Source organism: Paenibacillus sp. MAHUQ-45 (genome assembly GCF_058133325.1).
In genome coordinates this window covers 289,183-303,736 of sequence record NZ_JBYUPV010000004.1, presented here as the reverse complement: position 1 = coordinate 303,736, position 14,554 = coordinate 289,183, and the positions used below count along the sequence as shown (strand labels likewise).

Annotated in this window: 11 protein-coding genes; 2 read left to right on the top strand and 9 right to left on the bottom strand. The window is 51.8% G+C overall.

Features of this window, described 5'->3' with window-relative positions; all coding sequences use genetic code 11:
- Positions 1-29 precede the first annotated feature (29 nt).
- Positions 30-2,498, bottom strand: a complete 2,469-nt coding sequence (locus AC3Y23_RS12135) for a glycoside hydrolase family 38 N-terminal domain-containing protein (protein ID WP_379199106.1) — start codon at positions 2,496-2,498, stop codon at positions 30-32.
- Positions 2,499-2,710: 212 nt separating this feature from the next.
- Here AC3Y23_RS12135 and AC3Y23_RS12130 point away from each other — a divergent pair, with 212 nt between their 5' ends.
- Positions 2,711-3,556, top strand: coding sequence for a helix-turn-helix transcriptional regulator (locus AC3Y23_RS12130; protein ID WP_379199104.1), 846 nt, complete (start codon positions 2,711-2,713; stop codon positions 3,554-3,556).
- A gap of 575 nt (positions 3,557-4,131) precedes the next feature.
- Positions 4,132-4,455, top strand: a complete 324-nt coding sequence (locus AC3Y23_RS12125) for a hypothetical protein (protein WP_379199102.1) — start codon at positions 4,132-4,134, stop codon at positions 4,453-4,455.
- A gap of 77 nt (positions 4,456-4,532) precedes the next feature.
- Here the strand turns inward: AC3Y23_RS12125 and AC3Y23_RS12120 are convergent, their stop codons facing one another.
- From AC3Y23_RS12120 to AC3Y23_RS12085, 8 genes are all read right to left on the bottom strand, one after another.
- Positions 4,533-5,384, bottom strand: a complete 852-nt coding sequence (locus tag AC3Y23_RS12120; RefSeq protein WP_379199100.1) for a M15 family metallopeptidase — start codon at positions 5,382-5,384, stop codon at positions 4,533-4,535.
- 187 nt (positions 5,385-5,571) lie between these two features.
- Positions 5,572-7,404 carry a DEAD/DEAH box helicase gene (locus AC3Y23_RS12115; RefSeq protein WP_379199098.1) on the bottom strand — a complete coding sequence of 611 codons (1,833 nt, stop codon included), beginning with the start codon at positions 7,402-7,404 and terminating at the stop codon, positions 5,572-5,574.
- Positions 7,405-7,892: 488 nt separating this feature from the next.
- Positions 7,893-9,563, bottom strand: a complete 1,671-nt coding sequence (locus AC3Y23_RS12110; RefSeq protein WP_379199096.1) for an ABC1 kinase family protein — start codon at positions 9,561-9,563, stop codon at positions 7,893-7,895.
- Positions 9,564-9,911, bottom strand: coding sequence for a phasin family protein (locus tag AC3Y23_RS12105; RefSeq protein WP_379199094.1), 348 nt, complete (start codon positions 9,909-9,911; stop codon positions 9,564-9,566).
- Between the two features lie 105 nt (positions 9,912-10,016).
- Positions 10,017-10,655 carry a ThuA domain-containing protein gene (locus AC3Y23_RS12100; RefSeq protein ID WP_379199092.1) on the bottom strand — a complete coding sequence of 213 codons (639 nt, stop codon included), beginning with the start codon at positions 10,653-10,655 and terminating at the stop codon, positions 10,017-10,019.
- 203 nt (positions 10,656-10,858) lie between these two features.
- Positions 10,859-11,671 carry a uroporphyrinogen-III synthase gene (locus tag AC3Y23_RS12095; protein WP_379199089.1) on the bottom strand — a complete coding sequence of 271 codons (813 nt, stop codon included), beginning with the start codon at positions 11,669-11,671 and terminating at the stop codon, positions 10,859-10,861.
- A gap of 85 nt (positions 11,672-11,756) precedes the next feature.
- Positions 11,757-13,745: a methyl-accepting chemotaxis protein gene (locus tag AC3Y23_RS12090; protein ID WP_379199087.1), complete on the bottom strand. Its 1,989-nt coding sequence runs from the start codon at positions 13,743-13,745 to the stop codon at positions 11,757-11,759.
- A gap of 252 nt (positions 13,746-13,997) precedes the next feature.
- Positions 13,998-14,393: a Fur family transcriptional regulator gene (locus AC3Y23_RS12085; RefSeq protein ID WP_379199085.1), complete on the bottom strand. Its 396-nt coding sequence runs from the start codon at positions 14,391-14,393 to the stop codon at positions 13,998-14,000.
- Positions 14,394-14,554: the final 161 nt, after the last annotated feature.

Genomic DNA, 14,554 nt, shown 5'->3' with positions numbered 1-14,554 from the left:
CTGTCCGGCGGCTAGACGTAGCCAATATATTAACGTTCGCAGAGTGGAATTTCCTCAAAGGTACCAGAGGCAGGCTGAATACGGAATGTCTTGATTTCAAATCCTTTCAGACTGACTTCCCTGCGGATGCCAAGTGTAGAAATACTGACGGTGGTGGAACCAGCGGAGCCAGTCGGCTCGAACAGCCTCAGTATATAGCCATCGCCTTGCTCCTCTTTTTTGAAGGCGCTAAGTTGAATACGGTCATCTTCCAGCACAATAAAGGAGTCCAGAAGTTCTCCCTCACCTGATGGGAAGAAAGACAATGCGTAAGGACGTTCGTTATGAACCAGCGCTTCCCGATCTACCCGGTCTCTCCGATCTGCAAGCTCCCCTGCATTCAGCCAGAAGGTATAGCTGCGTTCGCCCTGATCCATCCGCGGCTGGAAACGATCCTGTACCATAATTGGACGGTCCCCGATCGGATGTGCACAGTATCCTGCGCCGCGCAGTAGTGACAGACGAACCTCGCCCCGCCGGAAATCTCCGCCGTAGATCCCATTATTGATGCAAGTAACGGCCATATTCTGCGTCATATCCTCCACTGCAATCCACTTCTGGGCCACCGTCTCATTGCCTTCACGATCCAGCGGATTGATCCCGAAGGCTGTCTGGCCTAGGAAGTCTCCTTGCTCCAAAACCGTAGGGATGGACAGCTTGAGCATCTTGTCTTTCTCGTTCCAGTAGACACGCAGCTCGACTTCAATCTCTGTCCCCTGCTTAGGCAGCTTGTAGAGCTGACAAATGCGGGAATTGCCGTAAGTCAGAACCGATTCAATCACCGTGCGTACTGCACCATCTTCAATAACCCGTACCGCCGGAAGTGGATTTTTCACCCCAGAGAATACACGGTTCTCTTCTTCACTCATCAATTCAAACCTGCCCTCTACAGGGCCAAAAGCAATGGTGTCCATTCTCCATGGATCTTCATTGTCCTCAAGCACCAACGCAGCAAAAGCATTCTTGCGCAGGTATGATATACCCTTGACAGAGTATTCATCCATCCGACCAGTCGCGGCGTTAATAACCACGCGCAGATCTGCGGTTTCAAACCGGAAGACCCCATCCTGCTGTGTTAACTGGGGAAGCGGCTTCTCTTTTAACATTTTAATCCGGGTATCGAAGCGGTTCATCGAGGAAGGGGCAAGCTCGGCCTCAAAGACCACTCTTTTTCTCCAGTCCAGATTCAGGTTGCTGAGTTCCTTTTCCGGCTGACAAGGAAGCAATTGTCCGTCCCTGTATACTTGAGGCATAGAGAACTCTTCATTCCAGTTCTGGTCCTCCAGCATAAATTCGCATTCAAAAATGCCCTTCACCGGGAACGGATGTGGATTATAGATCAGGATCGGATATTCTTTCAGCGCCGCCTTGGGCTGTCCTGAAGCCATTGCGAAGAAAGCTCTCGCCTTCAAACGTGCCACAATCTCAAGCCCATGATCAATCTGCCGTAGCGAAGCTTCTTCTGCTGGCTGTATCGAAGTTCCCGGCAGAATATCGTGGAACTGGGCAGTCAGCAGATCACAAAGCGCTTCATGCAGCTCGCTCGCAGGATACGACAGCAAGCCCTGAAGCGCAGCCGTTGACAGCATTTTCTCCGTCATAAACAGTTCATTTTCCAGTTGGCGGTGCTTCTGCTTGATGCGGATCATCGAGGTATAACAACCCACAAATCGGGGATTGAGATCACCTGCAAAGGACGGCAGCTCTGTCGTCGCTCGCAAATCAGCGAAATACGCTTCTGGAGTGGAATGTATAATCTGGAAGTCCTTCCGCTCCGCCATCAACTCTCCGATTTGTGCCAGATCGATACGGGATGGCCCGCCGCCATGGTTGCCTACTCCCCAGAGAACAAGTCCTGTGTCACGGTCTCCGTGGTCGTTCAGCCACCGCTCGATTTTCTCACGGGTTTTGCCCATGTTGGTGTTATAGCCGCCTTCGATCTTATGAGCCATCACCTTAGAGCCATTAAAGCCTTCCCAGATAAAATCTCCCGCCGGAAGGGCATCCATCTCATCAGGGCGCATGAAGATATATGAATCATATCCCGCTTGCTCCAGAATCTGCACCAATCCCCGAGTATGTCCGAATGAATCAAAGTTGATTGCAGTTGTTGGTTCAGCATCGAATTTCTCCCGGAAATAGGCTTTACCGAGCAGAATCTGCCGAACGAATGACTCCCCGGAAATCATGTTGCAATCGGGCTGCAAATACCAACCGCCCATGATTCTCCACTTACCTTCCTTCACCAGCCGCTGGATACGCGCAAACAGCTTGGGTTCATACTCCTCAATCCATTTATAGAGAATCACTTCATTGTGATTAAAAATATAACCGTCGACTTCCTCGCAAAACTCCGCCGCTGCGCGAAAGGTTGATACAGCTGCCGCCGCCCCTTCTTCCCATTCCCATTGCCATACGGGGTCCAGGTGGGCATTGCTGAGCAAATGCAATTTTTTCATCTCTTGCCGCCTCCTTCAGTAAGGTCATTCGTCTCCCTTCCATTGTGAGGCTGCATGACGTCTGCGTACATTTCCAAAACACACGCATATTTGTCCGATTATGATATAATCATTTCAAAAATAGAAAGAAGCCTCAATCCAAAATGGAACTAAACGACTGGAAAAGCGCCCTTCCTCCTGTTTTCAATACCTTATGCCAAGAAATACAGGTGATGGATGTCATTATTGAATGGGTAGATATCATTTTTGAACAAATCGGCACCGCTAGTAAATGTCCGCCCCATGCCCACACCTGGTTTGAACTCAACTATGTGCTGACCGGGCGGCTGGATACGCACTTCGTCGGAGAATCCATCGGCGTTCAAGCCGACGAGTTCTTCCTTATTCCCCCGGGCATGGTCCATTCTCATACGTATACTAAGGGGAATCCGCACGAAGGTCTCTGTTTCCGCTGGCGGATTCGGCGTGCAGACGGAACAGAGGAGAATTTGCCTGGGGATTCCTTGTATGCACGGCTACTACGGCTACAAAAGTGGAAGCCTGGCTCCTACCGCGATGAAGCTGGCTTTGGAGCCATGCTGATGCATTTTCTACGTGAAGCCACTTTGCAGCGTTCGGAGCTTGGGCTTCAGCTCTTGCTCGTCGGACTGCTTGAGCAACTCTGCACCCTTCAGCAATCAATGGACGGACAGACGGGGTTAACCAAGACTTATCAGGACCCACTGGTGCGAAAAGTGGAGATTTATTTGGAGGACTATCAAGGCGGCCGCCTGAGCGTCACAGAGTTGGCTGCATCGCTGCATATGAGCTACGGACATTTATCCCGGCAGTACAAGAAGCTTACAGGGTATACCATTGTGGAACGGATGAATCAGATCAGGCTGGAAAAAGCATCCGAGCTGCTTCGCCTACCAGACGCCCTTGTCTCAGAATCAGCAGAGCAAGCCGGCTTCGCCGATCTCAGCTATTTCAGCAGAGCTTTTAAAAAACGCTATGGACAAAGCCCTCTGAGCTATCGAAACGAGCAGCTTAGGCTGTCGACAAAATCAGAGGAATGAAACCTCATCCTCACCAAGGTTACGCTTGCGTTGTAATTTGGAAGGAATCTCTCTTGGATCTCTCTTGGATCTCTCTTGAGTCTCTCCCGGCGGTAATAATCAAGAGATAAGTTCTCTAAACGATACAAAGGAGCTGTCCCAAAAGTGAGTTTTCTACGAGCTGCGACAGATTCACTTCATTTTCAAAACTATAAAGCTAATAGAGCAGCGATTCTCCTATTATTAGAGAATCGCTGCTGCTCTGCGTATTAGCAGAAGTGGTCCCAAGAGCCATTCTTGGCTTATGGAACACTCTTTTTCTCTCTAATGAATAATTGCCTTAGGCCTAGAAGGTCGAGGGGATCGGGAATAGAGGCAAAAATGTACCTTAATTTGTGTCTATACGTGTGATTTAGGTAATTAAGTGCAAAATTGTATGTTAATTCTCATCTCAGCTTGAAAAAGAGCCTTTTTCGTGAATATAAGGTACAATATTGCACTTATTTGGCGAATACAGCGGTTTCACCATTAATTAAGGTACAAAATTGCCTTTATTTCAAACCGCAGGGTAAGAGGCACCTGTTACGGGGTACGGGGTGCGGGGTACGGGGTACGGATACGCGTCACGCTTACGGATCACGGTTACAGTTATGATTACAGTTACAGTTACAGTTACAGTTACAGTTACAGTTGCAGTTGCAGTTACAGTTGCAGTTACAGTTGCAGTTACAGTTACAGTTACAGTTACTGTTACAGTTGCAGTTGCAGTTACTGTTACAGTTGCAGTTACTGTTACAGTTGCAGTTACTGTTACGGAGTACGGGATTTCTGTTGCGGGGTACGGGTTGTCACTTACGAGCCACCAGCCACGACGCAGAATCCACCGGCCTTCAGCCAGCCACCACCATCCATCTCATTAGGTCAGACCATGCAAAATAGGATGTCCATAAAGCCTATGGCTTACGGGACATCCCCTTTTATCATACTAAGTCTATGCTTATTGCGACACTGGAACCGCGTTATAGTATTCCTCTAACGTAACGCCACTCTGTACAATATCAGCCGCAATCTCTTTGCCAACATAACGAATATGCCATGGCTCATACATGTATCCGGTAATTTTCTCCTTGCCCTCCGGATAGCGGATGATATATCCATACTCCGCTGCATGTTCAGCCAGCCATTTGGCTTCCGGCGTTCCGGCAAAGCAGCTTTCAGCCGCACACTTCCCGTCACTGCTTGTCACATCAATAGCTAGTCCAGTCTGATGCTCGCTATGCCCCGGCACCGCACTGTATCTGCGAGCTTTCTCTTCTCCGTCGCGTTCCACATAACGGTTGAACAGACCAACCTGGGTGGACTGGGAACGGAACGCAGAGACACCGGCCAGATAAATGCCATCTTTCTCCGCACCGGCAAACAACTCTTCCAGTGCCGTAGCCGCTTCCTTGCGCATCATCCGTTTCTCGATTTTTTCCTTGAACGTAAACCGCACATTCGGATAAACGAGATCCTCCGGCTTATAATTATCCGGCAGTCCGTACTGCTTGTTCACCATTACTGTCATACTGTTCGGTTCAGAGGTGGAATTAGACGGACTCCCCGTTACCGGTGTTAAATGATCCCCACCAGGACCGCTGTTTCCGTCGTTACCAGGCTTGTCCGTGCCATTTTCACCGGAAACGGCCGATGGATCTGGGGAAGCCACAGGTTGACCCTGAAGGTCATCCTGCTGATTGGCTGCCGCCCCCTGTTCCTTTGAGGCTGAAGGAATCGTATATTTACCGATTCCCCAGCCGATAGCAACGACAATGATGAATAAGAACAGGATTCTTACTTTTTTGGACATGTTACTGCTTCTCCCTCCTAAGCCAGTGTTCTTCTCTATTAAGACCGGCTGACCACCGGAAATGTTTCATCAAGAAAAATCGGACGCACCATGACTTGTTAGATTCCAAAAAAATATTACCATAGTCGCCGGCGTAAACGCCAACTGCACTATGGTAACAAGGTCTACTTACGCCTGTCCATCGCCTTTATCTGGATGAGCCACGCCCGCCGCCTTTACGGCCGCCGGAACTATTACTACGGCCTCCGCTGCGTGAGCTATTACCGCCGTAGCCGCCTTGGCCTCCGCTGCGCGAGCCATTACCGCCGTAACCGCCTTGGCCTCCACTGCGCGAGCCATTACCGCCGTAACCGCCCTGGCCTCCGCTGCGCGAACCATTGCCGCCGTAGCCGCCTTGGCCTCCACTGCGCGAGCCATTGCCGCCGTAGCCGCCTTGGCCTCCACTGCGCGAGCTATTGCCGCCGTAGCCGCTCCGGCTTCCGCCACGCGAGCCACTGTCGCTATAGCCGCTCTGGCTTTCGCTGTGCGAGCTATTAGCGCTGTAGCCGCTACGCGGGCCATTGCCGCCTTGAGCGCTGCGGCCCGGGCGGGAGCTAGCTGACGGCTGATCCCAGACGGCAGCTTCCTTGGCACGTCCGCGGCCACCGCCGCCTTGAGCGCTGCGGCCCGGGCGGGAGCTAGCTGACGGCTGATCCCAGACGGCAGCTTCCTTGGCGCGTCCGCGGCCACCGCCGCCTTGACGCGCACCAGCCTCCGCACGCGGCGCTCCGCCGCTGCGGCCTGCACCACGGCTGCCGGTCTTCGGTCCGCGACCGGCCCGTGCCGCTTCGGGAGCTGCACCACGGCGGCTGCCCTGGCGGCTTCCGCCGCCCTGAGCGGCGGAGAATTCACCGACGCCGAACTCGTCTTTCTCGTAGCGGCGGCGATCAAGCCGCTGCGAGATGCCCTGCTCGATCATGTCAAGGCCTTGCTGGTCACGCGGCGAGGCGAAAGTAATCGCCAAGCCCTTGCCACCAGCACGGCCTGTCCGTCCGATCCGGTGGATGTAGCTGTCCACATCCAGCGGCATATCATAGTTGAAGACATGCGTTACGCCTTCAACATCAAGGCCACGGGCCGCTACGTCTGTAGCAACAAGGAGCTGCAGCTTGGCGTCACGGAATCTTTTCATTACCGCTTCACGCTTCGCTTGGGACAGATCACCATGCAGCTCATCGCATTCGTAACCGGCCTGCTGCAATGCCTCGTTCAACTTGGATACCCGGCGTTTGGTCCGGCAGAAAATCATAGCCAAGTACGGACGGTCCCGCTCGATCAAGGCTTGCAATGCTTCCTCCTTGTTCCGGTCAGAGCATTCCACGACTTGCTGACGGATATTGTCCAGTGGAATCGGTGAACCGCTCTTGATTACGATATCCAGCGGCTCTTTCATATAATTGGCTGCAAGACGCTTAATCGGATCTGGCATTGTTGCCGAGAACAACATTGTCTGGCGACGGTAAGGCACAGCCGTGATAATGGTCTCAACATCCTCCAGGAAGCCCATATGCAGCATTTGATCCGCCTCGTCCAGAACGAGCATTTTCACCCCGCTGAGATCCAGTGTTTCCCGGCGCAAATGGTCCAAGAGACGTCCCGGCGTTCCGATAATCAAGTGACGGCCGCCTTCCAGCTTGCGGAGTTGCTTCTCCACATCCTGGCCGCCGTATACAGCGAGGATTTTGACACCTGTGTGGCGCGCCAGCTTGCGCGCTTCTTCTGTAATTTGCAAAGCCAGCTCCCGTGTAGGAGCCAGGATTAGCGCCTGCGGATAAGCCCGCTCTACATAGATCTTGTCCAGAATCGGCAGCAGGAACGCAAGTGTCTTCCCTGTCCCTGTCTTAGCCCGCGCAATGACATCCAATCCCTGTACGACCGGCGGAATGGCTTCCTGCTGTACGGGGGTCGGTTGGACAATCCCTTGTCCTTGAAGAAGTCCAGTCAACACCTCTGAAACTCCCAAATCTTTAAATCCCGGCAAATTCTCCACCTCACTGTTTCTTCAAAATAATGATGCTTCTTAGCATTTCTTCGCTTCCTAAACTTCAGACCTTCCGCAACATCCCTATTCAAGTAGAAACGGCTTTGCCGTCCACTAAGGGACGGTATCCGTTTCAGCGAGAAATATAAGGATAATTTATAGTGTAGAACATATAAATTCTTATATTTCAAACAAAAAGCGGAAGAACTCCGTCACCGGAGCCCTTCCGTCCCAATGTATCCTTGATTACCAAGTGGAGTCGTCAAGGTTCGGTTTCTACAAGGGCAGCTAGTCACCGGACAGTTCAGACGGCACTCCATTGCTTTATATTCAACACTTTCGTCATGAGAATCCAGCTTGAGTCTAGAAAGTTCCTCTATATTGTACTTGATCCTCAGCCTTTTGTGGTGAAAATGGACAAGAATATTTCCTGCTTCATTAGTCAGCACTATTAATATACCCCAAATGGCTGTCTTTGCTTCAGCCAGCTAGAACCTGCCTGACTTGAAAATCGAGAACAGCAGCCACAGGAACATCAGCAGCGCCACTACCGCGCCAATCTCCACCGTAGGGAAATCCCACAGATGCGAAGGTTCGCCCCGCATCGCGGAGCCGATAATCAGCCCCACCATAATGATACTGAAGGCCAGCAGCACGATGCTGAAGGATAGGCGGTTGCCGATCCGGTCCAGCTTGCGCTGGATCGACTGCAATTCAGGCAGTCCAACCTCAACCTTCAGCTTGCCCGAGCTGACTAGCGCGGAGAGCTGACGCGCCTGTGTCGGCAGCTCGATCAGACTCTCGGCCAGGTCTGCTACCCCGTCCCACAGCTTGCGCTGAATCCGGCTGCCGGTAAAACGTTCCTTAGCCAGCCGCTTGCCGAAAGGCTCGGCCATCTGGACAATGCTGAAGGAGGGGTCAAGGTTCCCAACGACCCCCTCCATAGTCAGCATCGTCTTACCCAAGATCGCCAGATCCGGCGGAATCACCAGCCGGTGTTTGCGGGCAATGCCGAAAAGATCGTTCAGCGCCTTGCCGATACTGACCTGATTGAATGGAACATCATAATATTCATCCCTGAGGCGGTCGACATCGTTATGCAGTGCTACCCGGTCAGCATTCTCCGGTATCACGCCAAGCTTGAGGATCGCCCGCACCATCGCTTCTGTATTCTTGCGCATCAGGGCGATGATCAGTGCAGATAAATGCTCCCGCATCTGATCACTAAGGCGGCCCACCATCCCGAAGTCGATCAAGGCCAGCTTCCCGTTATCCATCAGCATCACGTTACCGGGATGCGGGTCAGCATGAAAGAAGCCGTGAATGAACACCTGACTCAGCATCGTCTCTACAAGCTGCTGTGCGATCTCCTTGAGCTTGACACCCTTGTCCAGCAACTCCTGGCGGCGGTTCAAAGTAATCCCTTCCACGTACTCCATGGTCAGCACCCTTGTTGAAGTATAATCCCAATAAATCTCCGGGATGTATATTCCCTCGCGTTGTCCTAGCTGACCCGCTATTTTCTCTGCATTGCGCCCTTCCTGGCTGTAGTCCAGTTCACCCAAGAGAGACCTGGAGAACTCATCCGCCATACGGCTCAGGCCGTACTGCTTGGCCCAGTCCATGCGCCGCTCCGCCAGAGCACACAAGTCGCGGAGGATCTCCAGGTCACGGCTCATCGTCCGCAGCACGCCAGGACGCTGGATTTTGACTGCAACCGTCACCCCATCATGCAGCACAGCACGGTGAACCTGACCGATGGAAGCAGCGGCAAGCGGTTTATATTCAAAGGATTGAAAAATCTCGTCCACATGCTGGTCCAATTCCTGCTCCACAATGGACCGGGCCGTGTCCGCCGAGAACGGCGGCACATGATCCTGGAGCTTCACCAGCTCCTGAATAATGGAATCGGGCAGCAGATCGGAGCGGGTGCTGGCGAGCTGACCCAACTTCACAAAAGTTGGCCCTAGATCCTCCAGCACCCGGCGAATCCGCTCCCCGAGGGTTAGGCTTTCATGAACCTCCTGCGTGACCAGACGGCGCGGGAGGGATAGAAGATGGTAGAGTCCCAGTTCCTCCACCATATAGCCAAAGCCATGACGCATAAGCGCCATGGCTATCGCCCGATAACGTCCAGCATGCCTGATGCGGACCGCCATTTAATCGTTATGCGTTTCCGGCAAAGTTCCCTGGGGCCGGGAAATGCCCTCCAGCTCCGCTACGCGGTGCTCCAGTCCGGCTATTTTGGCCTCAAGAGCCTCAATGTCCTTATGTGACGGTACCTTCAGGTCGGTCAGTACACGTTGTACCTGTTCTTGTATGGCTGACTTGAATACGCTACGCTCTTCCTCTCCCCGCTCGATGAGTCGATCAACTAGCGCCTTCGATTCGGAGGGCGCAAGCTCTCCGCGCTTCACAAGCTCCTCGACTGTCTTCTCAACTTTTTCCTTGCTGACTATGGTGAGGCCCACTCCTAAAGAGATCGCTTTTTTAAACAAATCACTCATGGCTCTTTCCTCCCAAAGATTGCATTTTGTTGTAAACAGAAGTCATGGTTAAAGTATACCCCACCGAGCAGACATTTCACAAAAGAACGACGCGACCTTTATTCTCTAGGACGTATGAGGAATGCGAGCGGCCCAAGTGGCAGCCTGCAAGATCAGCTCCCGGATGGCAGGATGCCGGAACGTAGGCTCATGATGGCCCGGCATCAGATAGACAACTCGTCCTTGACCATAGCGGTGACACCAAGCAGCAGGCAGCCATTCGCCATCTGCCTCATACTCCAGAAGCACAGTTTTCTCTGTGAAAGGATCAAATTCAAAACGATATGGCTCCTCAGCCAGTTCAAAATCTTCAATTCCCTCGGTAATATCATGCTGCTGCACGCGGAATTTCAAAGGACCATAAGGCGGATGAGTAGTGAATTTCCCGCCGATTAGCTGGGCCAGCTCATAGCGCTTTGCCAGCGATACGCCGGTATGCAGAACGATGAGCCCACCGCCACCGCTCACATAGCTTAGTAGCCCTGCCGTCTGCTGGGGAGACACCGTCTCGTTCCATAATTCATTATAAGCAATACATAAGTCATAGCCGGCCAAATGCTCGCTCAGCAACAGTTTCTTATTCTCTGAACATTGAACGGTCAGCAGTTCATGCAAAATTTCACCGATTTGTTGATCCACTCCCTGCAAGGGGTGGAAACGGGGATGGGTGTAGTCACCGAGTAACAGACATTTTCTCTTGTCCATAGGTGCACTCCTCCTTATTATTCGTCTGGTGTAATTGGTATGAGCTTCCTTTATTTTAAGGAAAAGCTCGCGGTATGTCCATCCAAAGCGGACTTTCCCCGCAGATTTGTCTTCCTGTTAAAAAAGCATTTCCGCCCTCCATTGCGGCGAAAATGCTCTCTAGATCAGCCTGCTTTACGGGCCTCCCGCCGCCCTTTATCTACTTAACGGCTCGTAGCTAGATAGCGGCCAAGCTCCACGAACATGCTGCCCATTCGTTCGTGTTCAGGCATAACGATCCGCGTAATCCCCTCTTCTTGAAGTGCGGCAGAGGTGATGCGTCCGACTGACACAGCGAGCACGTCATTTTCAAAAGCCTCCCGCAATTCCTCCAGCTTGTTCTTCTCCTTAGCCAATTGAGAGAGAAACCGAAATTGCGGCGCACTGGTAAAGGCCACGGCATCTACCTTGCCGGTCACAATCTCCTCCAGCAGCCTCTCCAGTTCACCCGGCTCAGGGGGTGTATGACGATACGGCAAGATCTGCCGGGTTACGGCTCCCACGGTGTCCAGCCAGTCAGTCAGGACGGGTGCGGGGTCACCGTGCAGCTGCAACAGAACGTCCTTGCCCTGCAGATCCAGTCCTTCCATCCCCCGGATCAAACCCGTGCTGCTGCCATCATCGTCGCGAGCGACAGGAGTGAACCCTCTTTTCTTCAAAGCATTAACTGTTTTATAGCCCCGAGCAGCAATAAGAGAGCCTGACAAGACTTCCTGAAAGCGTTCCTCCAGCCCCATACTACCGGCCATGGTGAACAGGGCCTCCAGCCCAATGCCTGTAGTCAGAATCACCAGGTATGGGGGACTGGCAATCCAGCTCTCCAGGCCTTCTCGTAGTGCATCATCATCCAGAAATACGGTTCCCTGGGCAGGCCGCAGCAGCGCTGTTCCACCCATATTCTGTACCAGCTTGGTCATTTCCTCGGCCTTGCGCGCACCGGCGAGGGCGATGGTGAGACCTTTTAATTGCTCTGCCATGAAATCTGCTCTCTCCTTATCGTAACCCTGTTATTTTGCTTATCAGTATACTTGTAAACACCAGGAGATGGAAAGGAATTATTAGCTACTGTCGTTCCTCCAGCTTGAAGCGGCTCGCCAGCTTTTGTAGCTCTTCAGCCAGATGGCTGAGATCGGCGGACGATGAAGCGATCTCCTCTACAGAAGCCAGCTGCTCCTGTGCGGCAGCGGAGATCGTCTCTGTACTGGCAGCAGCCTCACCGGTGATCAAGCGAATCTCGGCAATCGCCTTCTCCATGCTGTCTGTTTCTGAGGTTAGTGTGCGGACAGCTTCATTCATGTCTTCGATTTTCTCGGCGGCACCCTTTACCGCTCTGCGGATACGCGAGAAGGATCGGCCAGTTGTATCGACCGCAAGAATTCCTTCTGACACACGCTCTTTGGCAGCTTCCATCGTGGTGGTGGCCTGCGCCACCTCCCCGTTGATGGAAGTAATCTGATCCGCAATTCGGGTCGCTGATCGCTCTGATTCCTCTGCCAGCTTGCGCACCTCTGCGGCAACAACCGCGAAGCCGCGGCCCTGCTCGCCCGCCCTTGCGGCCTCAATGGAAGCATTCAGCGCCAGCAAGTTGGTCTGACGGGCAATTCCCTTGATCACCCCTACAATCCCGGTGATCTGGTCGGTGCGGCTATTGAGTTTGTCAATCACACTGCCAAGCTCTTCCACCGTCTCATGGATACCATTGATTTTGTCCACGACACTGATGACCGAATCGCCACCTTCCGAGGCGGATAACGAGGTCTTATCCATCATCGCTGATACCTGCTCCATAACCCCCGAGATCTTCATCACTTCGTTGGCTGTGGCTGCCGTACTCTCCATGCCTTTATGTACACTATTGACCTGACGCTCCGTTCCCCCGGCCACCTCCTGAATGGCAATGGTCACATGCTCGATAGCCTTTGTGGTCTGCTCTGCACTCGCGGTCAATTCCTCCGCAGAGGAGGACAAGTTGTCCGTCATTTCTTGTACACCAACGATCATCCCCCGCAGATTGACCACCATGGACTGGAAGTTCTCAGCTAGTACGCCGATCTCATCCTTGCGGAAATCGCCGATATCCTTCGACAAGTCACCCTCGGCGATCACCTCTGTTGCCTTTCTCAATCGGCGAAGCGGCTGAAGTATGGAATGTACATTAATATAGATTAGCACCAGCGCCACCAAGACAGAGCCAGCGATAACCATCGCTGCAGTATTACGGATAGGTGCTGTTACACCGTCCACCTCGTTCATGCTGATCGTGCCTCCAATTCTCCAGCCCGTCAGCTCGTTGACCATAAAGATCATCTTCTTGTTACTATCCTTATACACGTAATCGAAGGAACCCTTCTCCTGTTCAAACATTTTCTTCACAAAATCAGCACCGGATTCGACTCCAATCGTCTCTGTAGGATGGACCAGATACTTCTTGCTGCTGTCCACGATTAAGATATAACCTTCCTTACCCACCTTGAGATTTGTCAGATCGCCCAGCTCAGCCAAATTCAGATTCAGGGCCACAACACCATCCCCGTTCTTCAGTACGGCGGAGATCGCAACGGCATTCTGCTTATCAGCCGATTGAAAAGCTGGAGAGATCACTACCCCCTTGCTGTCCTTCAACGCATTGACATAGGAATTCTCCTTGCGTGGATCATAGTCATTAGGCAGCTTGGTCTCGGAGGCATGCAGCGACTTGGCCCGGCTCGTCCCCACATAAATATCGAGCACATCGGAATGTAGCGCCGCATATTCCTGTAATCTGGCCCGGATGCCGGAGGATACCTCTCCGCTCGCTTCGCTGTTAATATCTTCCGCCTTCAGCTGTTCGGCAAAGTATTCAATATCCTTAATTTTAGACTTTATGTTGGCATTAATGATGGTGTTGACCGCACCTACGCTCTCCTGAGCGTTGTTGATCAATTGATCCTCCACTTCATGGCTGGCCGATTGATAAGTCTGCCAGCCAATGATCATGCTTGGCACCAGCAGCACAAGCATGTAGGTGGCAACGAGCTTCGTACGGATAGAAATAACCGTATTTTTGTTCATGAGATGTGATCACTCTCTCTTTCTTCTGGGTCTTAAGTAGGCCAGTCCTTCGATGTTAACAACAACTTTATGTATATAATTATAATTCAGCTTCCACAGTCTCTTTTCCTTCTCGATCCCTTTAATATTCTCATACATTTCTTGATAATCCTCATATAAAACCGAAAAAGACCGTTTCTTATGGAAGCGATCTTTTCTTATATCCAATGTAAATGGAGCATTAAAAAAACAAGGACGAAAGTCCCTGTTTTTTTAATTCATGTTTTTCCCTTTGCAAGTCGGGCAAATTCCGCCGAATACGACATGGGCATGCCCAATGGTATACCCTGTTTCGCTGGCGACTTCGTTGATCCACTCTTCCGGAACATGACTCATCACTTCATCCACCGCCCCACACACCTCGCATATAATATGCTGGTGATCATCCATCCGGGCATCATATCGGCTCGCCGACTCACCGAGCTTGAGCTCCTGAATCAGTTTCTTGTCGGATAGGTAACGAAGCGAGTTATACACTGTACCATAAGCAAGATTATGTCCCTGCTCTACCAGGCGGTTCATCACTTCCGCAGCAGTTGGGTGATCATGCGAATTCCGGACGATATCGTAAACGGCTTGTCGTTGAGAAGTCAGATTAAGGTTTCTCATTGCGATCATCCTCTTATTTATTTTTAGATCAAGTATAAATACTAAAGTGCATGCGGTCAATAACCATAGTCAGGACTCCTATATATTTTATATAGCCATTTCCGCAAAATTCGCTAAAATGGACTTATCCGTTCATTGAATTCATCCGATCTAGCCAATTC